Annotated in this window: 26 protein-coding genes; 8 read left to right on the top strand and 18 right to left on the bottom strand. The window is 33.3% G+C overall.

What is annotated here, in order from left to right; genetic code table 11:
• Nucleotides 1-108 precede the first annotated feature (108 nt).
• Nucleotides 109-300, bottom strand: a complete 192-nt coding sequence (locus tag GHD00_RS06705) for a hypothetical protein (protein ID WP_163537379.1) — start codon at nucleotides 298-300, stop codon at nucleotides 109-111.
• Nucleotides 301-749: 449 nt separating this feature from the next.
• Here GHD00_RS06705 and GHD00_RS06700 point away from each other — a divergent pair, with 449 nt between their 5' ends.
• On the top strand, nucleotides 750-1,898 hold the full coding sequence (locus GHD00_RS06700; RefSeq protein ID WP_163537378.1) for a tyrosine-type recombinase/integrase: 1,149 nt from the start codon (nucleotides 750-752) through the stop codon (nucleotides 1,896-1,898).
• Between the two features lie 137 nt (nucleotides 1,899-2,035).
• Here GHD00_RS06700 and GHD00_RS21235 read toward each other — a convergent pair whose 3' ends face one another.
• On the bottom strand, nucleotides 2,036-2,161 hold the full coding sequence (locus GHD00_RS21235) for a YhjD family protein (RefSeq protein WP_276208257.1): 126 nt from the start codon (nucleotides 2,159-2,161) through the stop codon (nucleotides 2,036-2,038).
• Between the two features lie 201 nt (nucleotides 2,162-2,362).
• Here GHD00_RS21235 and GHD00_RS06695 point away from each other — a divergent pair, with 201 nt between their 5' ends.
• Together GHD00_RS06695 and GHD00_RS06690 are read left to right on the top strand one after the other, a co-directional pair.
• Nucleotides 2,363-3,223: a macro domain-containing protein gene (locus GHD00_RS06695; protein WP_163537377.1), complete on the top strand. Its 861-nt coding sequence runs from the start codon at nucleotides 2,363-2,365 to the stop codon at nucleotides 3,221-3,223.
• Complete coding sequence (locus tag GHD00_RS06690; protein WP_163537376.1) at nucleotides 3,213-3,785, top strand: TIR domain-containing protein; 573 nt, start codon at nucleotides 3,213-3,215, stop codon at nucleotides 3,783-3,785. Before GHD00_RS06695 ends, GHD00_RS06690 begins: the two co-directional genes overlap by 11 nt.
• A gap of 125 nt (nucleotides 3,786-3,910) precedes the next feature.
• On the opposite strand, the gene GHD00_RS06685 is transcribed toward GHD00_RS06690, so the two are convergent.
• From GHD00_RS06685 to GHD00_RS06665, 5 genes are all read right to left on the bottom strand, one after another.
• A complete protein-coding gene (locus GHD00_RS06685; protein ID WP_163537375.1) occupies nucleotides 3,911-4,180 on the bottom strand; it encodes a hypothetical protein in 270 nt (89 codons plus the stop codon).
• Nucleotides 4,181-4,446: 266 nt separating this feature from the next.
• Nucleotides 4,447-4,794, bottom strand: coding sequence for a hypothetical protein (locus GHD00_RS06680; protein ID WP_163537374.1), 348 nt, complete (start codon nucleotides 4,792-4,794; stop codon nucleotides 4,447-4,449).
• A 259-nt stretch (nucleotides 4,795-5,053) separates the two neighbouring features.
• On the bottom strand, nucleotides 5,054-5,434 hold the full coding sequence (locus tag GHD00_RS06675) for a hypothetical protein (protein ID WP_163537373.1): 381 nt from the start codon (nucleotides 5,432-5,434) through the stop codon (nucleotides 5,054-5,056).
• 311 nt (nucleotides 5,435-5,745) lie between these two features.
• On the bottom strand, nucleotides 5,746-6,228 hold the full coding sequence (locus GHD00_RS06670) for a hypothetical protein (RefSeq protein WP_163537372.1): 483 nt from the start codon (nucleotides 6,226-6,228) through the stop codon (nucleotides 5,746-5,748).
• A 95-nt stretch (nucleotides 6,229-6,323) separates the two neighbouring features.
• Nucleotides 6,324-6,752: a hypothetical protein gene (locus GHD00_RS06665; RefSeq protein ID WP_163537371.1), complete on the bottom strand. Its 429-nt coding sequence runs from the start codon at nucleotides 6,750-6,752 to the stop codon at nucleotides 6,324-6,326.
• Between the two features lie 504 nt (nucleotides 6,753-7,256).
• Here GHD00_RS06665 and GHD00_RS06660 point away from each other — a divergent pair.
• Complete coding sequence (locus GHD00_RS06660) at nucleotides 7,257-8,075, top strand: ATP-dependent DNA ligase (protein WP_163537370.1); 819 nt, start codon at nucleotides 7,257-7,259, stop codon at nucleotides 8,073-8,075.
• A 315-nt stretch (nucleotides 8,076-8,390) separates the two neighbouring features.
• Here GHD00_RS06660 and GHD00_RS06655 read toward each other — a convergent pair whose 3' ends face one another.
• The gene (locus GHD00_RS06655; protein WP_163537369.1) at nucleotides 8,391-8,861 is read right to left on the bottom strand and encodes a hypothetical protein; all 471 of its coding nucleotides are present in this window, start codon (nucleotides 8,859-8,861) and stop codon (nucleotides 8,391-8,393) included.
• Nucleotides 8,862-8,948: 87 nt separating this feature from the next.
• Complete coding sequence (locus tag GHD00_RS06650) at nucleotides 8,949-9,911, bottom strand: hypothetical protein (RefSeq protein ID WP_163537368.1); 963 nt, start codon at nucleotides 9,909-9,911, stop codon at nucleotides 8,949-8,951.
• Nucleotides 9,912-10,101: 190 nt separating this feature from the next.
• On the opposite strand from GHD00_RS06650, the gene GHD00_RS06645 reads away from it, so the two are divergent.
• A complete protein-coding gene (locus GHD00_RS06645; RefSeq protein ID WP_163537367.1) occupies nucleotides 10,102-11,352 on the top strand; it encodes a Y-family DNA polymerase in 1,251 nt (416 codons plus the stop codon).
• 166 nt (nucleotides 11,353-11,518) lie between these two features.
• Here the strand turns inward: GHD00_RS06645 and GHD00_RS06640 are convergent, their stop codons facing one another.
• From GHD00_RS06640 to GHD00_RS06610, 7 genes are all read right to left on the bottom strand, one after another.
• Nucleotides 11,519-12,193: a hypothetical protein gene (locus tag GHD00_RS06640; RefSeq protein ID WP_163537366.1), complete on the bottom strand. Its 675-nt coding sequence runs from the start codon at nucleotides 12,191-12,193 to the stop codon at nucleotides 11,519-11,521.
• 120 nt (nucleotides 12,194-12,313) lie between these two features.
• Entirely contained in the window at nucleotides 12,314-13,735 is a 1,422-nt protein-coding gene (locus GHD00_RS06635; protein ID WP_163537365.1) for a hypothetical protein, read from the bottom strand.
• Between the two features lie 126 nt (nucleotides 13,736-13,861).
• Nucleotides 13,862-15,019 (bottom strand): S8 family peptidase, encoded by a 1,158-nt coding sequence (locus tag GHD00_RS06630; RefSeq protein ID WP_163537364.1) that lies wholly within the window; start codon nucleotides 15,017-15,019, stop codon nucleotides 13,862-13,864.
• 270 nt (nucleotides 15,020-15,289) lie between these two features.
• Nucleotides 15,290-16,069, bottom strand: coding sequence for a hypothetical protein (locus tag GHD00_RS06625; protein WP_163537363.1), 780 nt, complete (start codon nucleotides 16,067-16,069; stop codon nucleotides 15,290-15,292).
• On the bottom strand, nucleotides 16,054-16,650 hold the full coding sequence (locus tag GHD00_RS06620; protein ID WP_240468622.1) for a sigma-70 family RNA polymerase sigma factor: 597 nt from the start codon (nucleotides 16,648-16,650) through the stop codon (nucleotides 16,054-16,056). The genes GHD00_RS06625 and GHD00_RS06620 overlap by 16 nt, the downstream gene beginning before the upstream one ends.
• A 238-nt stretch (nucleotides 16,651-16,888) precedes the next feature.
• On the bottom strand, nucleotides 16,889-17,950 hold the full coding sequence (locus GHD00_RS06615; RefSeq protein WP_163537362.1) for a hypothetical protein: 1,062 nt from the start codon (nucleotides 17,948-17,950) through the stop codon (nucleotides 16,889-16,891).
• 64 nt (nucleotides 17,951-18,014) lie between these two features.
• Nucleotides 18,015-18,800, bottom strand: coding sequence for a C39 family peptidase (locus GHD00_RS06610; protein ID WP_163537361.1), 786 nt, complete (start codon nucleotides 18,798-18,800; stop codon nucleotides 18,015-18,017).
• 319 nt (nucleotides 18,801-19,119) lie between these two features.
• Between GHD00_RS06610 and GHD00_RS06605 the strand changes: the two genes are divergently transcribed.
• From GHD00_RS06605 to GHD00_RS06595, 3 genes are read left to right on the top strand one after another with little or no spacing between them, the layout of a single operon-like run.
• Nucleotides 19,120-19,686 (top strand): RNA polymerase sigma factor, encoded by a 567-nt coding sequence (locus GHD00_RS06605; protein ID WP_163537360.1) that lies wholly within the window; start codon nucleotides 19,120-19,122, stop codon nucleotides 19,684-19,686.
• Nucleotides 19,679-20,446 (top strand): DUF4367 domain-containing protein, encoded by a 768-nt coding sequence (locus GHD00_RS06600; RefSeq protein ID WP_163537359.1) that lies wholly within the window; start codon nucleotides 19,679-19,681, stop codon nucleotides 20,444-20,446. Before GHD00_RS06605 ends, GHD00_RS06600 begins: the two co-directional genes overlap by 8 nt.
• 53 nt (nucleotides 20,447-20,499) lie before the next feature.
• Nucleotides 20,500-20,739, top strand: a complete 240-nt coding sequence (locus tag GHD00_RS06595) for a hypothetical protein (protein WP_163537358.1) — start codon at nucleotides 20,500-20,502, stop codon at nucleotides 20,737-20,739.
• A gap of 166 nt (nucleotides 20,740-20,905) precedes the next feature.
• On the opposite strand, the gene GHD00_RS06590 is transcribed toward GHD00_RS06595, so the two are convergent.
• A complete protein-coding gene (locus GHD00_RS06590; RefSeq protein WP_163537357.1) occupies nucleotides 20,906-21,637 on the bottom strand; it encodes a hypothetical protein in 732 nt (243 codons plus the stop codon).
• 776 nt (nucleotides 21,638-22,413) lie between these two features.
• On the bottom strand, nucleotides 22,414-23,754 hold the full coding sequence (locus GHD00_RS06585) for a hypothetical protein (RefSeq protein WP_163537356.1): 1,341 nt from the start codon (nucleotides 23,752-23,754) through the stop codon (nucleotides 22,414-22,416).
• Between the last annotated feature and the right edge of the window lie 45 nt (nucleotides 23,755-23,799).

Raw genomic sequence — 23,799 nt, 5'->3', positions numbered from 1 at the left:
AAAAAACAGATCGTATAAATTGTGGGATAGCAATCAAAAATCCGATAACAAAGCTAATTGCCAACAAAATTAAAAAGACAGGAGGTATAAACCATGTCGTAATCAGTGTCAAAGTATTAAATGAATAGTCCAAAAAAACTTAATAGCATGAAAGAATATTAGCCCCCATAGCGCTGAGCCAAAGGTAGCTCCCGTTGAATGAAGACCCATTCCTGGAACAATATTCATCCCGACAATAAAGATACCTATTCTCATTGCGAAAAGATTAGCTAACAATGAAGGTGTATTTCTAATTTTCATGGTATATCTCCTTTCGCAGTTAAACCTTATATGTCCTTTGCAATGATTCAATCATGTTTTTCTCATTTCTGAAATTGTACCAAATTAAACCAATCGATACTAACAGCAAAACAGCCATTTAAATTTTTGGTGGTTAAAGATTTCATTTTTCATAAAACTCATTCTCTAATTTTTGTCAGAATATTCTGTCTATTAAAAGGATAACACAACATATATTAAATCTCAATAAATTATATAGTTTATGTATTATTGTTTATGTATCTTTTATTAAAGTATGATTTTATATAATAAACAAATAGACCATTTATTTATGTTTGTAGATTTAACATAAATATCCATGTATAATAGTTAATATATATTTAATATATAAGCATTTTTATGTTTGATTGTCTTATATAAATAAGGGAATATTGAATGGTATAAAATGGATTTAAAAAGGAGTGAGCAACTTGTCAGATGAAATGATTATCGATTTATATTCTGATCGAAAACAGGGTTTGCCGTTTTTAGAAAAATCATTATCATACAATACTCTAGTCAAAAAACGACACTTAGCTGAGGATGAAGGGAAATCTGATTTCTACTATTTTAATGATCAAGAAATATTAGCTTATTACCTGCTGCATCAAACTAATCTAGATAAGGAGAAAGGAAAAGCAGATCGTACGATTACCGCTTATAAGCAAGAGTTAATGACTTTCATTTCTCACTTGATCGAATACCAAGAGTCGATCGGTATTCAGTTTAAGGAGATAAATGATGGATCACTGTTTAAAAGCTTAAGATCTTCCCATATGGAAAAATATCAAAATTGGTTGTCTGAAAAATATCCATATATAATAGGAAGAAACTCGTCATACTCTCCTGCTACGATTGCGAGAAAGAACGCCATTATCAAACACTTTTTGCGGTTTTTATACCAGGTAGGTTACATTGAAAATGATGTTACCCGATTTATGAAAGCTACGACAGTAGATCGAGATGAAAGACCGAATCGTGATTTAGGAGTCTATGAAGTGATGGATCTCTTAGACTTTTTTTCCGAAACGGTGGATCAACCTGTTATCTTTGGAATCATTCACTTGCTTGTGACAACGGGGATGCGGAATGAAGAATTATGCAAAGCAAAAGTCGGAGATATCGAATATGATCGGGATCGTGAGAGTTACTATTTACACATCACTGGAAAAGGGAATAAAAAGAGAATCGTACCGTTGCATGATAAAGTGGTACAAAGTGTCAACCGTTTGCGTTCAGCTCGTGGTATGCCAACTATAGATAAAGCGGAGCCGGATATGCCACTTGTCGTAACCTCCACTGGAAAAGCATATAGTCCGTCGTATTTATCGCAATACTTTTCTAGCGTAATGAAGCGGGTCCATTTACCATCACTAGAAGGAAAAACGGTCACCCCCCACTCCTTCCGACACGCTTTTGCGATATTATCTTATCGTGAAGGTGTAGATGTATACACAGTGATGCGTTCACTTGGCCACGAGAAAATCGAAACGACAGAGATTTATCTGCCAAAAGAGATGGAAAAGGATGAACATGCTGCATTAAGGTGGAAGAATACTGCTATATCTAAGTATTTGTAAATCGTCGGTCGGAGTTTTCCACTTATAAGGGTACATATTTTCCTGTGGGTTTAAAGCTGTGACGTTTATATGATATTCCGTATACATTTGTTTTTTTAGTTTGTTCAGGTCTGATTGGACAGCATCCGTTGCTGCGCCTAATTATTCAAGTAAACATTCTTCGTTTTAAAACCTTGAAAAATGGCTTTATCACGCTGAAATACTTTTAATACTAGTGGTAACGTAATGAATTGTGTCACAATCGTTTTAACCTCTGGATTCATAGGAAAATTCCTTTCTACAATATATAGAGAGACAAATCCTGAAATAAACCTTTATATAATTTGATTATATTTTATCGTATTTTTCTACGTTTTGTAGTATGACTCACTATTGGGTACGTTATAAAAGAATTAGGTCTTTTTTACTCAAACAAGGAATTATATGGTATAATTATGGCGAATAAAATGATATGGGGTATCAAAATGAAAATTAAAGTTAACTTTTTTGATAAAAGCCTATGGAAAAGATATTTCTCGGTTTTATCAATAGTAAGCGTTATAATGTCTTTTGTTTTAATAGGAGTTGACATCCCAGATGAGGATAAACTTACTACAATGATAGTGCTTTTTCTAGTTTTAATTATTACATATCTTTTGATGTGGGCTCAAGCTAACCGTTCTGATGACGTGACATTAAATATCAATAATTCAAGCGTGCGTATTAAAGTGGGAGACATTTTTGAAGACCAAGAATATAAAAAAGATGGCGATGAGGAATCCCCATTAAAGGTGGTTGCTTTCAATGAGTATTTCGATACGCAGGTAGATAATAGAATTATTTCTAAAAGAACGCTTAATGGTAGATATATTAATGAACAAATATATAACATAGAAGAATTTGATCGTTCACTTGATTCGGAATTAGCTGAGAAAATGATTGGATCTAACGAAAATAGAAAGGCGGGTAAAAAGAAAAAGTACAAACTTGGAACGATCTTTCAACATGGTAATTATCTGCTTACAGCCTTTTCTAAGTTTGATGATGATAATAGAGCCCATTTACATATGAATGATTATATTAATTTTCTCATAAACTTTTGGAATGAAGTAGATATCGTGTATGGAGGACGTACGGTGGTCATACCGCTTTTGGGTTCGGGAATGACTAGATTTAAAGGATACGACATGGTATCAGAACAAGAATTGTTAGAGTTATTAATTTGGTCATTTAAAGTTAGTAGGATAAAATTCAAACATCCTGCACATGTGTGCATAGTGATACACAAATCTAGTAAGGATAAAATCAATTTTTATAAATTAAGGAGTGTAGAGAATGGCTTATAGAAGTGGTAATTATTCAGCGTTTTATGTAAGTGAGCCTTTTCATGAAAGCAATTTGGGGGCGTCTGCTACCAGGGATTTTGCATCTTATAATCTACTAAAAGCATGGAAAGCTGACGATAGCACTTTTCCGTTCATTGATTCTCATAATAAAAATTATAATGTGAGAGATGGAAGTGATTGGGAAAGGACCCTGAAACCTCGATTACATAACCGACTAGGTAATTCAAAGAACATTGTGTTGTTTTTAAGTTCAGTAACCAAGAACAGTAGAGCATTGCGGGAAGAGATGAACTACGGAATTGGTACATTAGGTCTACCAGTTATCGTGGTATACCCAGAATACAGTGAAAAAAATGATATTGTAAATTGTACTTCGGGGACGATCAAGCAGAAGATAAGAAATTTGTGGGATAAACTACCTGCTTTTCGAGATAATATGAGCAGTGTCCCGACCATTCATGTACCGTATAAAAAGAAATTAATACGATCAGCACTTAACGATAAAGGTTATATGGTAAATACAAAGAAATCTGCGGCTGCGTATTTTTACACTTGTGATTAATTATTATGAAATATGTAACACGTATTGTGTTACGTAAGATGTAACATGTTTATTTAACAAAAAAGAAGCGATAACCTTTAATGGTTATCTTACATCTTTTGTTTTTGAAATGAACTGTACGGCTTTTATTTCTTCATTCCGCCGAAGATGGCGCGCATTTTCTCTTGACGCTCCCGTTCAACAGCGAGTTTCTCTCGATCTACTGTATAGTTGGCTAAGGCGTCATCGCTCTGGTATTCAATTAGGAAATGTAGATTGTTCGTACCGACGTTTACATCTAGAATAAAGACGTTGCGCTCGTTATCCAGGAACGCTTCACCGATAGTAGGGCCACTTGATGCACCGTCTGTTAGTCCTTCCACAAAATGAATGACTTTAATTGCCGACAGCGTCATGTACAATACCTTGAAGCCGAGGCTTCGAACACCTTGCGTTTTTCCTCATAAGATGCTTTTTTGATATACGCTTGAATCGTAGGATAGTCTTCTTCTCGCAAGCCTGCTTCGTTTGCGAAGTCGATAAAGTGCATAGATAAATCCCTCTTAATACTTCTTTTTCTTGCTTGATTTGGTCGATTAGACCGTTGTATGTGAACGTCATGAGAATCGCTCCTTTAGTATTGTTTTGTTTCAAAATGATGAACTGGTAACCCGATTAGGAATCAGACACCTAACTCGGCGAAGTGTTCATCACGTATTTGGATGGCTTTGTCGGTTAATTTATAGATTGGTGCACTGATGAAACCGCTTGGTGCATAATCGACCGGTTGGTCTTCAATTAAACCCAGACGCTTTAATTCATCTGCCATTCCCTCGTTTTCGGCGTAATCTTTCACTACGAGATAGTCATTGTTTTGTACAGGCGCATGTTCGATATTGACACTTCCGGTGAAATGACTGCCGTCTTCTCCTTCTATAAAGGCGAGTGCGGTACGTCCATTGTCCGTATATTTGGCGAATTGTACCTTTACCGGGTAACTGCCGTATTTCAAGTTAATCGTTGCTTCCATATAAAATCTCTCCTTTTGATTTAAGTACCTTCACATCTTTTATCGGGTTGCGTTTGTTGCAACCTTGTTTTCCGTTTGACAGAAAAAAACAGCGAGAGTCGTAACCTTCACTGTTGGATCATTACTTATTAAAGGGGTCTCGGCAGAAAAAAGCGGAAAATACACGCTAAGACAATATTTGGAAGTAAAAAGCCGATTTTCATTACTCTAAGGTTATGAAAGCCGGCTTATGTGGCGTATGTAGTTATAAATTAATCGATTAATTTAAATACGCATTATCAATCTTATTTAATTTTTCTTTCATGCTTGCAATATATAATTCAAGCAATTCTATTTTGGCTTTATTAGAAACAACTAATTCGTCATATTCATTATATTGTTTATCTTCATCAGATGTAACTCCCCAATAATAATGGTTGTATCCAACCATATCTATGGCAGAAAACAAAAATCGTTCAACTAATTTATCTAGTTGGGAGACATCTTCATCAAGATCTTGTTTTACATCAAAACAATCCATTAAAAATTCAATAGCCTTCGCCTTTAATTCTGCTTTATTTTTTTCATCACCCTTTATAGCTACCTCTAACTCAGGTGAATCTGCTTCCATCTTCATTTTGCTAATTTTTATTTCTTCCATTGTCCAACCTACTTTCTTTTATTTTTTAAACTGACTTATCCATATATTAACATAACTTATGAATCAAATCTCAAAAATAAAATAAGCTGATCCCTGGTTCTAGAGTTCCTCGAAGAAAATAAAAAACACCACGTTTTTGGAATTATTGACACGTGGTAACATAAGGGGGTATTTATTTTATTGATAAATAAATATAGACTACAAAATGTGAACAAAGACACGGATGCAAATTCTAGTTGGTTATTGCGATTTGTCGTTCAATCATATTGGCTCTCCCCCTTTATTGGTACAGGACATTAAGGCTTTTACCATTAAATATCTTCCAACCTCTCAATTAATTGGCTTATTACTGTTTGAGAAGAACCATTCACATATTCATTCAAAAAATCATTGAACAACGATTGGATAACCATTTCTACCGTTAAACCATGATTCGGTATCCGGCTCTCTAAATCACGTAAAAATATCTCTCCACGAAGTACGTCTTTCTTTTTCATCGCCACATTGAGGTATTGTGCTGACTTCATATCTTCTTTCACACTATAAAACCTCTCCTGGATATGTGATTTACTATTGCTCTCAATACTAAGAAACATCATTTGATAGATCGAAACAGGATCATCATATTCTTTTACCGATTGTAAAAAATCTCGATAAAGAAGATAAACAATCTCCTCTACTTCCATAGAATAGCCAGATAAATCATACACATCATCGCAAAGCACTTTAGCACGAATATAAAGGTAATTGGGAGTCTTAATGCTGAAAGAAAATCCATCTATGAATTTATCCAAAAAGCACTCCACTATATCTAAGAAAGTCCTCTTTTTACCTATGTTATTTAAATTCGAGATTTCGTTAGAGATTAAGTTATATTTGCTGAAGGATTTCATTTTATTTTCACCTCGTTACTTAGAAACTCTAACATCCCAATTAATATACGATGTGCTGTTTTACGCATGCTCTTATAATTCCACATTAACGAATAAGAGAATAATTGTTCATGTTGCTCTTTTGATAGTTTTGCATGAACCGTATTTGACGCATTGTAATAATTGATTTCTTCGAATTCAAGGTTATAATCCATGCCTTTTATAACAAGGAAAGCTGCAAACGATGTACAAGACATCCCTCTTTCGTAAGCCAATCTTCGAAAAGTCCGCTCTTGATTCGCAGTTAAAGGGATTTTAATATCTTTTTTCTTATCCTTTCGAGTTTTTCTATTTGTTCCCTTTTTAACCGTAGGAACAGGTCGACTATAAGAAGTGGTATTTTGATTCTGTCTAAACATGGGATTTAAATTGCTGGAATGATTCATCATAATCCCTCCTTCAAAAAGTTATTTTCACGACATTAAAACAGGGTAAGTTGGTCATTTGGTAAGATGGTAAAGCTTATGACGGAAGGAAGGAGGTTTAGAACCGTATAAAAGAAGTTATTTTTGTTCATAATGATTGCTAACAAAATAGTTTAATAGGGAGAGTAAAATATATGTTTCTAACCAAAAGTAAGAAAAAAACACGATCCGGGATAACACAAAAGCAGGCAAAAAGCTTAGGTAGGCTAGCAAAAAAATTAAAGACCAAAGAAAATATCCGAAGAATAAATAAAGAGCATTAGATATCTAAAAAAATTAATATTAGTTTCCTAAAAGCCCCAAAGAGGGCTTTTTTCACTCTAAGCAACAAAATAACACCTGTAGGCAATCCATAAACCTCCATAAAAATAGTTAGAGGAAATAAGGAATAGTGCGGGACTTCCAGCAACCCCCTATTTATATAAGCTTAATAGACCTCTATAATCTATTATGAGGTGGATTATCATGTTTATATCACCAATGCTATTACACAAATCAGAAAAACCTTTTACAGATGAGAACTATCTTACAGAGCTCAAATTAGATGGAATACGTCTCATTTTGCATAAAGAATCAAGTGGTAATGTGCGTCTATATACACGTCACAACAATGAAGTGACTGCTCGATTCCCTGAGCTGAAAGATATTGAGATTCCTTCAGGAACTACTCTCGATGGTGAATTAATCGTAACTGGTACTAACGGAAAGCCCGACTTTGAAGCAATGATGAAACGATTCATGTCAAACAGCAATTCTACACCTGTCAGTTACGTTGTATTTGATATTCTAAAGTATAAAGGAAAGTCGACAACCAGCTTACCTTTATTAGATAGAAAATCCATTTTAGAGGAAACTTTAAGTGAAGACAGCTCTCTGGTATCCAAAGTTCGTTACATTGAAGGAAACGGAGAGGCTTATTATGATCTAGTGGAAAAACAATCCTTGGAGGGAATTGTTTTGAAACGGAAAGACTCTAAGTATCATGCTGGGAAGCGAAGTCACTCCTGGTTAAAAGTTATCAATTATCAATACACAGATGTTCTTGTGACAGGTTACCGTAAATCAAAGTTTGGTTGGCTCCTAGCATATCCTGATGGCGCGTATGCCGGAGTGATGGAATTAGGTGTTACACCAACAGCTAGAAAAGAACTTTACCAATATCCGATCAGAAAAGAAACTAAAGATTATCGTTACTTGGCTGAACCACAACCAATTAGGGTGAAATATAGAAATAAGACGAAGACAGGTTTGTTACGCCTTCCTTCTTTTATGCAGTCGGCATAAGCCCTTGGCCATTTTTAAGCATTAAAGAACGAAAACAAAAAAAGCGACTTCATATAGTCGCTTTTTTTTTGTAATTCTTTAGCTTTAGAAGCGTCAGCTGTCCTGTATAAGCATTTGTGATAGATACAATGAAGTAGGTCTGATTGTAAACTCTATTACGAGAATTGCCGGAATGGACACCTTTTCGCTCATTCTCTTCTGTGAATTTTAGGCTAACTTTATTATACAGAAAGGGGCTTCTTTTTTGTATGCATATAGAACATTCAATTTCTATTTACACAAAATATTTTACACTCTCGTCTTATAACATTAAGCTTAATATCTTTCAGCAATTTTAATAAGAAAGTTTCGATCAGGGTTCTTGCTAATTAAATATTTAAAGCTAGTTTCACCTTCTTTTTTCCATTTTAAAATATATTTCTCTTCGTACTTTACCCATGATATATTACTTATCTTAGAATTTTGTATTTCTTCATGATCTCCCTTATCAAAAAGATGTGAGGCAATCATAAACTTTATTTCTTTTCCAGACTTTGTTTCATAGTATATTTGAATAATCGGATGAGTTTCTAAATCCCAATCATATGTTATTTTTCTAATATTATAGTTGTTAGGAAGTTGAGGAGCTTTTTTGAAATGATGATCAGGTATTTCTTCCTTTGCTTTCTCTAATGTATAAAAAGTTTGATGTACTTCATTACTATAAAGTGTAATAAAAACAAATACTAAAATAGTGACTATTAATCCTACAAATAAAAGTATACGCCAACTCTTGTTATCTTTCATATTGAATTATACTCCTCTTGTATTCTGATTTAGGCTTTCCAGTAACTCAGTTTAGAATACTTTAGTATTTTAAACTGAGTTACTAACTTAATATCCAGATGGTCCATTTTCATAAGTATGTGCGTGATAAAGTGGTTCATGTCCTACCCACATTGAACACTTAGCTGAATCACGGTGATCTGAATAGTAATTCCATGACATACAATATCTATCGTCTCCATTTCCACTAAACATTGGACACGGAGCACCATCATCAGTAGCCATATCACAATCACTAGAATAAAAATTATCCCACGCTGAACCCGGATCTGTTACTTTATCATACCAGTATTGATCTCCATCATCATTGTTAAAACGATTACAAGTTACCCATGAATTATTTTCATACCAAGCTCGTTTGTGTGTATGTGAATAATTTGTATGCCAATGTTCAAAGTATTCAATATGTTCACCATCATGACCTTTAGAGTAATCAAATGTATGTGTGGCTATAGAAACATCTTGATCATTTGAGGAAGTATTATTTTCATTTTTCTTTGGATCCATCTCCATCCTATCCAGGAATTCAACAAAATCAATTTTTTCATTTATTTTAACTTCTTCTTCATTTTTTAACTCTTGAATTCTAATAACTTTAGTTTTTGGGTTTCCATTTAAATCCTGATATTTAATTTCGTACTTTCCAGCTTTAACATTCTTAAGTACTGCTATACCATGTTTCCCAGTTTCATATTCTTTACCGTTTAGATAAAATGTTTGAACTCCTCTAGGTTTTTCTTTCTCTACGGTAACTTTGTCACCGACCCTATTCGTAATTTTCCATTTTTTAGCTTTGCCATTATTTTTTGCTTTTTCTACTATATCATTTGATAGTTCAGCTGCATAGATTGTATACACTAATTGTACCTTTAATGTTTTTTTACCTGTTCCTAAATCATAAACCCTTTCAGTTGGGATTGCGGATGGGTCTATCTGTCCAAAACTACTAGGTGATAACATGGTTGCTAATAACAAAAAAACAGAAAAAGTAGAAAATAAAATTTTTTTCAATCACTACACTCCTTTTAATTTGGAATTATTTGTATTATTCTGGTATAGATTTTAACACGGTATAGATTACTTTTGAACCAATCAATGTAAAAATTTTGTAAAAATACTATATAAAGTAAAAAATATCCAGTATACAAATGATATAGCTGTGTTATAATAGGAACAAATGTTCCGTTTAGGGGTGTTATATGTGGATTATTCACAATTTCCGAGAAACAACATTCTCTGTTACGATATGCGGTCTTTTTATGCGAGTGTTGAATGTGTTAGCAGAGGACTTGATCCCATGAAGGCTATGTTAGCAGTAGTAGGAGATCCCAACCGTAAAGGAAGTATTGTTTTAGCATCCTCCCCTGCTCTAAAGAAAAAATATGGCATTAGCAATGTTAGTCGCTTTTTTGAATTGCCAAACGATCCTAATATCGTGATCGCTAAAGCTCGTATGCAATACTATATAAATGTCTCAGCGGAGATAACCAAAAGAATGACAACCTTGTTTCCTCCAGAAGCCATTCAAGTATACAGTATCGATGAATGCTGGCTTACACTTGGAAATGAAAGATCATATGGATCTCCCATGGATGCAGCAAAAATGATTCAAGACATTATTTACGAAGAATTTGGTTTACCTTGTGTTGTCGGTGTAGGAGATAATAAGTTCTTATCCAAGGTAGTGATGGATATATATTCCAAGAAGAGCAAAACAGGACTTGCTGAATGCCGTTATGAGGATGTAGAGCGATTGTTATGGCCAATTGAACTGAGTAAAGTCTGGGGGATTGGATCAAGGTTAACACATCATCTGAATAGAATGGGGATTTATAACCTTGGAGGTTTAGCAAAACACCCCTTACACCGGTTAAAAAAGCGATTTGGAGTAATCGGAGAACAATTATATTGGCACGCTTGGGGTGTGGATTTAAGCCCTATATACGGTGATTTCGTTGAAAAGGAGCAAAAAGGGTATGGACATGGCATTACGTTATTACGTGATTATAACGATACAGAAATAAAAACAGTTATATTAGAATTGTGCGAGGAAGCATGTAGAAGAGCTAGAACAGACAATATGTATGGTCGTACCATTCACCTATCTATCGGCTATTCTAGAGATACTGGTGGCGGGTTTAGTCGATCTATATCAATTGATGCTCCTAGTAATACGACGATGGAAATGTATAAGGTATGTTTACATTTGTTCCATAAATTTTATGATGGAGATAGTCTTATTCGACGTGCGTCTGTCACCTTAACTAATTTAAGTAAAGATTCCGGTATGCAATTATCTCTATTTGATAATCCCAAACAAAAGGATATTGGACCTGTAATGGATCAAATTCGAGAAAGGTTTGGTCCGACAGCAATCCTCCGTGCAAGTAGTTATACAGATGCCGGTATCACAATAGACAGAAGTAAAAAAGTCGGGGGGCACTATGCCTAAGAGTCGTAGTATTCATAAATGCTTCGACCTTTTTACTTTTTTGTACCTGTATAAGAACAGTTCGTCGAATCCAAATAGCAGAAGTAGATTCCACTTTTCCCCTTCCTTTAATCAAATATATCGTTAATCTTTATTTCAAACGTACATTTTTTTATCATTACGCCCTTTAATTTAAAACCTCGCTTATACTAAAAAGTTCGTTATTATTTAAGTAGTCTTTGTGAATTTCACTTAATTCAATTAATATATCAATCCAAATCCGACTAGATATCGTGTTGTTACCATGTTTTTCTTGGAATTGTCTAGTATTAAATACGAATTCGTCACCGTGTTTGCTTACTTCTTCAATATCCGTATATATTGAATCTAACCATAGTTTGTTTAATTCGTTGATATGTGTCAATTTTTCTTTCAAAGTCGGATCTAACTCATATACCATTCCTTCACTTTCTCTTGTTTTCAGTTCGTTATTTAATAAATGGTTATAAAATTGATCTATTTCTTGTAAATCCTCTTTTATTTTCTCTGTGTCGCCATCACCTGCATATAGACTGAATTGTTGAGCTAATCCTAAATTATACTGGAAATCTTGTAAGATATCTGTGCTATACATACTTAATAATTTTAGTTGTTGAGAAGTTAATTCGTTGTTGTCGAGGCTCTCATCATAAATAGTATTAGTTTGCACAATTCCTTCTATCAACTCTTGAGAATTATTAGTAATCACATGCGAGATGTATTCTTCGTACATTTTCTTTTCGTGATATTGTTTAACACCAAAAACAAGAACAGCAATAAGTATGATTAGAAATAATATCTGTTTAAAATATCGTTTAACCATAATAACCTCACCTTCCCTTTGAAGTTATTGTAACTGAGTTTCTTACAAAATAAAAACGCTGTCACCCCCCCTTACTTTTAAGAAGGAGATAACAGCGATATAACATGTTTTGATTAATTATTAGAAGTTAGGTTTATAAGTAAAGTTCCAACCCCAACTCCAAGTATAACCATTAGAATAGTAATCACTCACTTCACCTTTAAGGTTAAAGTAATCACCAGGAATACCCATATATAAATCATTACTGCCAGAGCTGATATTTCTGATTACATCGCCATCATTCTCAGTTTTTTGCTCTTCTATATCACTTGCGTAGTAATAAGTCTGACCAAGTGACATAGTTGGTTTTGATTCTAAAGATTGTAAGTAATCCCACACAGATGAAACCGTACCACCGTATGGAACTAAAGAAAGCAACATTTTTGCTGCATACGGAGTGCTACTAGTAGGTTTATTGAGTTGACCATTTGGATTATGATTTGTAAAAACATTATCATCATCTAGTTTTCCTAAGGCGATATCAATGTCATCAAATTTAATCCCTCTTTGCTTTTTATAGAGTTTTACTTTATTGGTGCCAGGGTCATACTTTACTGTTACTGCATCTCTTAATGTGTGTTGTAATACAACTCGCTTAGGGCTTGTATAAGAATAACTATTGACATCTACAGTGCTAATACCAACTAGATAGGCTCCGTACGCATCTTTATACCCATTACCATAGAGTCGATTATTACCACTAACATTTTTAAAATTGCCTTCTGTAGAGACTAGATCTTGAGGCAAGGAATAATTAGAGTAATCTAACCATGTGTAATATCCTGCGCTTTCCAAATCACTTATAAGCCTTCTTAACTCTGAACGACTAACGTAAGAAATATCAGTATCCATAGTAGTAAATTCGTCGGATGAAGCGGAATCTTCAAATGTATCTTCAAGTTCTGGTAAGCTACTTCTTTTGTTTCTCTGTGCTCTATCCAATTCAATGATTTTTTGTGATAACTGTTCTTTACTTAACGAATCAGCGTTAGTTTGAGCAGCTTGCGAGAGGTTATCAAATATATCCTCTTTTATTTCAATTTGAAATACTAACACCTCATTTGTATTTTTGTGTTCTAATAGAATGTTAATAGAAGCTTTATTGTTTTTATAATATTTATCAACTTTTAATTGTAAAAATTTTAAGTTTTCACTCCCAGAATTAACCGTAAGATCACCGAATAATACGCGATCTCCCTCTTCTCCTTTTTCAATTGGTAATATTTTTCCGTCTAGTGAAATATTCAATTTTTCATTATTGTATTTTACTTTTCCATCAATCGTGATTTCACCATTATCTATTGATATTTCAGATTTCTTAAACTTAGCTTTAGATTTACTTTTTGAGTCCTTTATGCTTTTATCCTTTTCGCCCATTACATCACCCTCAATATAATCAGGGGCATCTGCATGTACAAAAGAAGTCGGAATAAATATCCCTAATGTTAAAACAGCCGCCAACAAAACAACAGATAACTTCAACGTTATTAAAGAATTTTTCATTCAATATCCTCCTCATTAATTTTTTAATCCATTGATACTTACCTCTTTTTATCCCCCTTTTTTTTCACATCTCATTTGTAAAACACATTAGAACCAAAAAGGTAGCGATTTTAAGAAATATCTCTGTTATTTCTTTGGTTTCTTTGTCCCGTTACCTTTAGTTGATGTTGTTTCTAAAGTGCTTATTGCTGCTTGGGCATCTACTAACCCATTTCCGAAATAAAAAGAATCTCCTAAATTAGTAGCGGTATCATTTAAACGATTTCGAACTTGAATATTATCTAATTCGGGGCTACTCTCCGATAGTAAAGCCGCTACACCCACTACGTGTGGTGCAGCCATTGATGTTCCGCTACTGAAAGCATACCCTCCTGGTATAGTACTTTTAATGGTAACGCCAGGTGCCATTATTTCTAATTCGCGTCCGACACTTGAAAAATCTGCTCTATTATTTTGTTGATCAATAGCACCTACCGCTATTACAGAATCGTATTTAGCTGGATACCCAACATTCCCCTTTCTATCAAACCCGTTATTACCCGCAGCTCCTACAAGAAGAACTCCTGAATTATAAGCATTATCTAAAGCTCTTTGTAACGTACGAGATCCTGTTTCCCCTGAAAAACTCATGTTTAGAATATCTAAATTGTTTGTAGTTGCCCATTCGATACCTGCAATTACATCACTATAACTTCCGTAGCCAGATTGGTCTAAAACTTTAATTCCATAGAGTTCTACTTTTGGTGCCACACCAATAACTCCAATGGTATTATTTTGAGCTGCAACAGTTCCCGCTACATGTGTTCCGTGACCGTTGTCGTCCATATAATTATCCGTATCTGAGACAAACGTAGCTCCACCACTTACATTTAAATCTTCGTGCAAGAAATCTACACCCGTGTCTAAAACACCTACCTTAACACCAGTTCCTGTTATACCACTTTCTTGAACTTCCGTAGCTTTCACATGTGGAACTCCCCAAGGAGTTTCTTGCCCAATAGCTTTAACTCTACCGTCTGGTTCGATGTATTCAACCTTTGCATTCTTTGCTAATGCTTTTGCTGCTTTCTCCGACAATTTAACTGAAACAACAGGCATGTACTGATACTGTCTTTTTACTTCCCCACCGTAATTCTTAATTAGATTAACATCAACTTCATCATTGTCAAAAGATACTAAATAATCCTTAAAATTTGGTGTTCCATCTACTTCTGAAGCAAAACTAGTGGATGTAATAGCTAAAATGAAGAATAAAGATGTGATTATTGTTAATAAACGCTTCATAACGCTCCCCTTTCTAATTCACTTTACTTAGTTACATATATAGAACAATCAGGAGCGTGATTGGTTACGGTTTAAAAATATTTTTTCTTCACACTTTCATAGATTAACATTTTATAAGTGTATTCTTATTATTAGTGAGCATGTCATTAAATTGTAAGAATCAATCCGTATAAATGCTGATATACCAGCCAAGCAAAAAAAACACACACCTAACTTTGTAAAATTAAAGATAAGTGCATGTTTTTTCAATTGAGTTATGATCACCACACCTTATTGAAACGGTAGCCAATTAACTTTCCAAACATTTTTATCAGTATCGTGTATTAACTGAAAGGTACGAGTAGATCCCCTCGAACTTTCCCATGCTACTACTGCTCTGTTTTCATCAGGATATTGAATTGTAAATTCATCAACTTGATGTAGTTCATCATTTTCAGCATCTTCTGTATAAGGGGATTCATAAAAGTCAAGATCGTCAAAATACTCTTTCTTAGAAGGAGTACCAAAATTTTCACCCTTTATATAGAGAGCGTAAATAGTGTCTGAGTCTTTCTTATTAATGGCATGAAAGTACAATTTAAATACATCTATTGGGGTTAATCCTTCTAAAAGGGTGTCGTTTTTTTGTTGTTCATATTCTTTATAAATTTCCTCTAATTCTGAAGATAATTGCATCTTTGTATTTATTGTTTCGGAGGTTTCATCTTGAGTGTTTTCTTCCTCTATATCATCTGTAGTCGGTTTCTTTATTGATTCATCTATTGGTTTCTTGATTGGCGGTTCTTTGATTTGTGGTGTTTGTCCCTCTCCGCCATTAGTGACTTTTGGAATTAGTTCCAACTGATGGGAAGCGATCCCTAAAATTAAAACAACCATGAGACTATATGTTATAACTGTTAACGTCTTAGGGACTTTATTCAATAAGTTAAAACGACTTTTATCTTGAGCGGATTGAATTTTACGATACACATTTGCTTTGTCTTTGCTTGTAAATGTTGTACCGATCTGACTTTCATATGTTTCCTTTAACTGTTTTAATTTCTTTTCCATACTTCCTCACCTCTTTCAGATTGGATTAAATCTTTAATTTTGTTGCGGCCACGATTTAATCGTGTTCTTATGGTGGTTTCTTTTGTAGATAATGTTTCTGCAATTTCTTTAACTGAAAACTCTTTAAAATAATGGAGGATAATTACTTCACGGTATTTTATTGGTAAAGACATTACTTGATTCAGTAATAAATTATTACTATTTTTTTCGATTAACTGGTCCTCCGGTGTAACTTGGTTTTCAGAAGAAGCTTTGAAACGCCTTAACTTTTCATTTAACTTATGGCTACGACCTTTCCAACTCCGCAAGTGATCCTTACTCTTATTAATTGCAATCGAATAAATCCAACTTCGAATGGTTGATTGTCCTCGAAACGTATTCCATTTTTGATATACCGTTACAAAAACATCTTGTGTTACATCTTCCGCATCGCTGTTGTTTTTTAAATAGCTATATACCAACCTTTTAATTTCAGTACCGTAATCATTCATAATTTTTTCAAAGCTCAACTCGGAGGAACTTAACTGCTCCGTTTCCGTTTTTTTGTTATATTGCAAGTCATTAGCATTTAAATAATCCACCTATTTCCCTCCTTAACCATAAAAGAGCACTCACAAGTAAGACGTCAATAGTTTGAAAACTAATTCATAATTTATGGTTTTTTAAAAAAATTTTTAAATTTCGTTTGTAAATATACACACATGAAGCTGAGAGGAAACCAAACACAAAAAAAGCAAAAAGACGCGCTACCCTGATTGAAATTGGGCAACGTGCCTTTTAATATAGTAACTTCATTCCGACTAGAACATTGTATTATATTTATTGTAGTTCAGCGACTTTAAATATTACATAATCATCCTCTTCACCTTGCTCCCAGACTACTTTATTTCCTCTTATGTATGGCAAAAATCCATCACCTAAACTCTTGGTTTCTTTTGTTTTTATCGAGTAAGCCCTTATTTCTTCACCGGTTTGCCAGACTAAATAATCATGACCAATATCATAAAAAAACATATTCCCTTTAAAGACGACTTCTATTGGCTTATCATCCATATCTATTTGTTTTATTTTTAAAGTTGAATCACTTGGACCCTCAGACCCTAACTCCTGCCATACAACATAATCATTGTTCACTTTTGGAAAATTAACTAGTTGATTAGTGTTAATGGTTTCAACTATCTCCTCTTCTTGCAACGAATAGATATAGATGCTTTTTTCGCTCGACCATACGAGATAATTATTTGAAATATGAGCAATAGATTGACCGTAATTAACGTCTGAAATGGCCTTAATTTCTTTTGTAGGTAAATGAACTAACTTCACTTCATTTTTTATGGTATTTTCGTTCTCTACTTTCTCAATCCAGGAAAGATAATCATTATCTGATAGAGTTAATCTAGGTAAGATTCCCTTATCAGGACTTGGAGAATCATTTGAAGAATATATTTGTATCAATTCATCATCTTTGCGTGAATACCCATAAATAACCCAATTTGATGCGTATTCATCAGACCAATCAACCCAACAAATCCAGTTTTCATTTATCTGTGTTTCATCAGTTTGACCTTTTAATTGCGTCTTAAAAAGTTGCTTATTTTCTTTTTCGCTATTGTCGTAAACAAATATAGAGTCTAAACGTTCTATCCCTTTTTGTTTCCTTTCATTCTTTCCCGCCCATACAACTGTATCTGAATAAATATCTGGTTGTGCAACGTTGAAACTTTCAGTTTTTATATTATAAGTCTCTTTTATAAACTTTTCCTCTGTCATAGATTGATCGATTTGTTTTTCAGTTGATTCATCTACACTCTTTGTTTCATTTGAACAACCAATAAGCATGAAAAGAACTAAAATAATCATCTGAATTTTTTGATGTCTCATCGTATCCCCCTTTTTTAAAATATCCCCTTCTCTTAAATGAAAGAAGGGGATGAAACTTTCGCATCTAGTAAACTACATTCTCGCGCCAGCTTTGATCAGCTACTGCATTATATACATTATTAAAAGGTTCGTTTTCATGATAACCCGAATAAGTATCACTGTAGTGAGGGTCAACTAAATAGAGTGTTTTTTTACCTTCATAATTATAGTTATCATTATATCCTCTTGCAGTAATAAAGTGGCTCAATTCTTTTCCGTTATACCAACTTAAATGTTTTGTATTCACTAACAAATTAGCAGGATGTTTATAATCCGTTGCAAACACAATTTTATTCCAAAGATTATCTTTACTATCTTCAGATACAGCCACATACCAGCTGCTACCAATCCAGTGATTAATTGATCTTGCCATATCAGGTGAGGTTGTTCCATTATAAAGATCTGTGTTCATTCCATATTTATTATTGTTAGGGTCCCATACATCTGCTAGTTGTGCTTGAGAAGGAGTAGAGTCAACTAAGTAATCAATTACTGCTAAACTACTAGCAGGACCGCACCAATGCGTCTCTATTTGTTTATGATGAGGAACGGCTAATGCCGACCACGCTTGGGCTTCTACACCTCCATCAGAACCTTGTTCTTTTTTACTTTTTAAATAAGACTCTACTTCCGCTTCCTTTTTCTTGGCAGCAGATCTTTCTTCTGGTGTAAGTTCACGTGTTATAGTATTCTGGTCGTTCCCCGTATACTCGGGTGCTTTGTTAGGGGTCTCGGCAAATACTGTTGTAGAAACAATGTTAACTAACAACATTCCTACTAATGATGATGCGACAATCGTTTTTTTAATCATAAAATGATCCTCCCTTAAAGAATAAAAATAACAAATGCTTAGCTTTAATTATCTCCTTACCCTCCTTTTTTTGGCTGATTCCTATTTTCCTTAAGATATGGCGTGTATGGTAGAAAGAAAATAGTAGCCATTTGCTAAACCTATTATTAAAACACCTAGAAAACAAAATGGTTACGGAAAAATGACGTGTTTTATGTTAATTTGTCATTATCTATCATTTTTTTGGTATAATTTTACTAGAATATAATAAAAGAATAAAATAGTGATATAGGAGATTAGAATCAGTTAAAAATTTTAAAAAAGATAGGGAGTATCATATATGAAGACAAAAATTTTCCTTCTTACTAAGACTGATTTTGCCTCTTTGGATAGGTCTCAACAAGAAGAAGTTTACAAAGATTTTTACAACCTTGTTTATGGTGTTTCTATACAAATGATCAATGATCATTCAACCGCCGAAGACATAGTGCAAGAAGCTTTTATAAAAACAATTTACAACTCTCCTAACATCGAGAATGAACAACAATTAATTGGATGGATACGAGTGGTTACTAAAAATTTAACTTTAAATATAATTAGAAAAAACAAAAAGATACGTAACCAAGATGATGTTGAATGTGTTATAAATAGTGATATAAATAAACGAGACAAACCAATCGAAATGAAGGTTGAAGCCAAAATGTTAGAAGAAAACATTGCTGAAAGCATGTTAGAGATCAATTCAGAATACCAAAACATTATAGAGGCAAAATGGATCGATCATAAGTCTAATAAGGAAATTGCGGAAGAACAAAATTCAACAGAAGGAGCAATTAAGCAAAAGCTCCACCGTGCTAGAAAAGTTCTAAAAAAGAAAATGATGAAATGGGGTTTCCAAGATGAATAAGGACGAATTTGACCGTCTATTTGATGAGTCTTTCGACAAGATGGTACATAACAAACCAGATGAGCACTCGTCTGATTATCGCCCATCTTGGAAAAAATTAAAAAAACAATTAAGGTTTATGGAAAAAAAGAGAAATCGAAAGACCTTTCTTCGCAACGTATCAGTTGTTTTTATATCAATGTTTTTAGGCGCTTTTATTTTTGGGAATATGGTTGAAACGAAGGCATTTAATCCTTTTTATCAAACATTAAAGGAAATGCCAGGAGAGATTAATTCCTTATTCTTCGGAAATAAGGACAAAGCGGAAAATGATGCTAAAACTAAACCTCCTACTGAAAACATAAATAATGACTTGGATATTACCAATAGTATAGTGTCTGTAGAAACATTAGAAGCAGTTCAAATGAAATCTGATATTCCTATCCCGTCCTTTGATTACGTTCCAAAAGGCTATGAATTCAAAAATGCGGATTTATTTATGCTACAAGGAAAGAGCATTTCAAAGAAGGTACGGCTTACGTTTTCAAATCAAGAAAAATCTTTTTGGGTAACATTAAATTCTCTTGAAAATGATACTACTGTTGGTTCAGGTTCGAAAAGCGCAAATATTACTGAAATGCAGCTTAAATATGGTAAAGGGTATTTAACTGTTTCCAAGGACGGAAGTTCAAAACTTGAATTCCTAAAAGGGAATATATACATTATTATTTTAGGGGATCTACCAAAAGAAGAATTGATACGCTTTGCTGAAAATATGTAGAAAAAAATCAAACTGAACAATTTATCTGAGAAATAAAGGCGATAAATGATAATGTGTTTATAGTAGATTGCTCTGATGAAGTCAACAAAACGGATGATACTTTGGGGTATGAATGTCCAATAGAAGTTACTGATGAAACAACTTTGGAAGAACAAGGTGGAAAGAAATTAAATATCCAGAACTTTAGTGAAGGTTCAGTAGTAAAGGTAACCCTTAATTCTAACAAAGACATTATGAATGATGCTAAACCATTTAGAGCAGATAAAGTAACGAAATTAAGTAAAAGTGAGTAGCAGCTTTTGTTATTGAAGTAACGGGGTGCTTTAACACAATAAGGAATAGATTTAAAGAGCCAAAAATATGCAGTTTTTATGCATTTCTTGTATATTCAGGCTCTTTTTTCATTCATAACATACTGCCAAAAACAGCAATATTTGATTACCAAATACAAGAAACCTTTCATTTCTTCAAAAATAATTCAATATTGGATATTTTGTGTTTATTATATAAATAATCTTTAGTTTCTTTTTCCAAATCAACAATTAAGTTTATCCAATGATCATTTGATAAAGTGTCATCTGCTCGTTCGGTAGTCTCGTAAGCTTTTGATGCTTCAATCCAAAAGGAATTCAACTCTTGAATATGTCCTAATTTCTCTTTCAAATCGGAGTCTAAATTCACAAGTACGTCATTTTTTTCATCAGATTCAAGATTACAAATATCTCTTCGAACCTCAGTAAAATAATCAGCAATTGGCTCAGATTTCCGTGATTGTTTAAAATGATTATTTGGTTCTAAACAGAAATTTTCTTTTCCTGCTAGTACTCTAAAAAAACTAGAAATTGTTTGTGCATTTTTTCCTGTTTCATTATAATCTTTATTAGATTCTAAACGGTTTAAGCGGAGAGCTAAATACTCATATTTTTGAGTAAGATTCTTAATAATACTATTGTTCTTTATAAGAGATATTAAGTGTTGTTTCGTTATGTGTTCAGAATCCGACACTTGTTGATATATATTCTGGTTATCTACAATTGCATCATTAAGTGTTTGAATGTCATCATTAAGCCCGTTTGATAGGTACTCTTCATACTTCTTATTTTCTTGATATTGGTTATAAATAATAAGTAATAATATAATGATTAAGAAAGCACTAAAAATCAATAATTGTTTATAGTATTGTTTAAGCATTTTTCTATAGCTCCTTTCAAATACAAGATCTAATATTAAACTTTCGTACGAAAAAATTGATATGTTCAGTTCCCTGTAGGTTCTTTACAATAGACTAACCGAAGTCTCGTTCACTTAGAGTGAGAATCTGTAACTCAAAATGGACTGCCATTCACTCTTTTTTACAATTGCGAACGGAACCCAACTTTCACCTGGAAACTGTTGATTTTCTATGACCAGAGCTATGGCTCTTCAACTTTAATTATATTCATTGATTTAGTTTTTTCTTTAAGCTTCATAAATACAGGGATAAAAGTAGTTATTAGACCAATCTACGAAAAACAGTATAGAACCACACTTTTTAGAGATGCTTGGTTCAAGCATGAGGCTAGTAATTAACAGATTTAATGCAATCGCTCAAATAACATCTTGTTACTTTTCTAATTATGTGAATACTGAAGAACGAAGAACATTAAAAAAACTCCGACACGCCAAATGTAAACTTGTTAAAGAGCGATGACTTCTTCCCTTAGAACTTTTAATTCTTTAAATATTGAAGCGAACCCTTATTAAGTTAAGCACTTAACGTCAGCGTACTTTAACTTGTCCTGACAATAATCCTTAGATAAGAGGTAACGTAACTGTCTTATTGATTGTGATTTTATGCTCCATATATAACATTTCTCTAAAAATGATTCTTATGTTGTTTCCTCTACTTTTATTTTCATAAAAATGATATCACATATAAAAAAAATAATAAATTCCATCTGGGTTACCCCCAAATGGAATTTTATATGCTAATTAGCGTTTGAAATGTAATCTAATGAAAAACCGAAATTTGTTTGCGAATCATCTGGCTCAAATTCGTCATAATAAAATATATCAAATGTCCATCCAATTTCAGCACTTGTAGAAACATTAGTTGTTGCACTACTTTTAGCTGTTGAAATATCTGCAATTAAAAATAGTTTCTCTTCATGATTATCGAGATATAAATCCTTTTCTTTTTCGATATATATTACACCATTTTTGGGGAAATCATCACCTTCAGGATAGTAAGTTGTGTAGTTGGAACTTCCTGAATACTTTTCTTCAGCTTGAACAAGCTCTAAGCCTAGAGATGGACCGTTACTCCAAAGTGATAATCCAGTCGCTAATTTTAATTTAATAGCTACATTAGGTTCATTCCAAACCCAATATTCGCCGTCCCAATAGGTATAATTTACATTTGTATTGTAACCAAATGCAATTTTCCCTTCAATGTCACGTTGAGCTTGGGAACCAGCAGCCTGAAGTTTATAATTGGAATCATTACTATAAAACTCACCATTTTTATATACATATTCTTGAAGTCTGAGGTCAGTTTGAGCTGTCGAAGATCCGTATTGAGGTACATCGTTTACCAATCCATAAACCTTAGCCCAAGCGCTTTCCCTAAACTCATCCCCTCCGTAAGTCCAATCTCTATAAACAATAGGTGATACTTTTGTATCAGAATTAACAGAAGCAATTCCGATTGAGTCATGGTAATTATTATTTTTTGATTTACCTATTTCGTCTGGCTCTAATACGTTAGTAAACCATAGATAATCAATATTTGATTGAGCTTTTTTAGTTGTATTGATCTTAGAAGCATCAATATTTATTTGGTCTAACTTTTCTTCAAAAATGTAAAGATTTCCGTCTTCATCTTGTAAATAAAGCATAAAGATTTTTTCATCTGAAAGCTTTTGATTAAAAGCATATTTATAGTCCACATTGTCATTTTTTATCATAAAATAGAGAACTTGAAAATTCTCGCTTTGGTCACTCAAATCTCCAACATAACTATCAAAACCTTCTTTTTGGGTGTAACTATCATAAAGTTGTCCGCTTAGGTTAAGTTTTTTTACCGCTCCTTCCCTTCTAGTTATATACCCCTCCAATTCTATAAGGTTATTATCTAGATACAGCTTATCAGGGTGGAGTTTGATTCTTTTATTTTGAGGAACCTTTAACTCACCACTTTTTAAAGTTTGCTCAACAATTGTTTCATCTAAGAAACTTCCACTGATACTTTCACTATTTGTTGGATTAGCATAAACAACATTTGGAATAAGGAGTGCTAATACTAATAAAAAGAACAATATTTTATTCATGATTAATCACCTCATAATAAATAAATATTTGAATGCAACCAGTAT

Source organism: Gracilibacillus sp. YIM 98692, assembly GCF_010993965.1.
Classification (GTDB): Bacteria; Bacillota; Bacilli; order Bacillales; family Amphibacillaceae; genus Gracilibacillus.
This window is presented reverse-complemented; position numbering and strand designations above follow the sequence as displayed.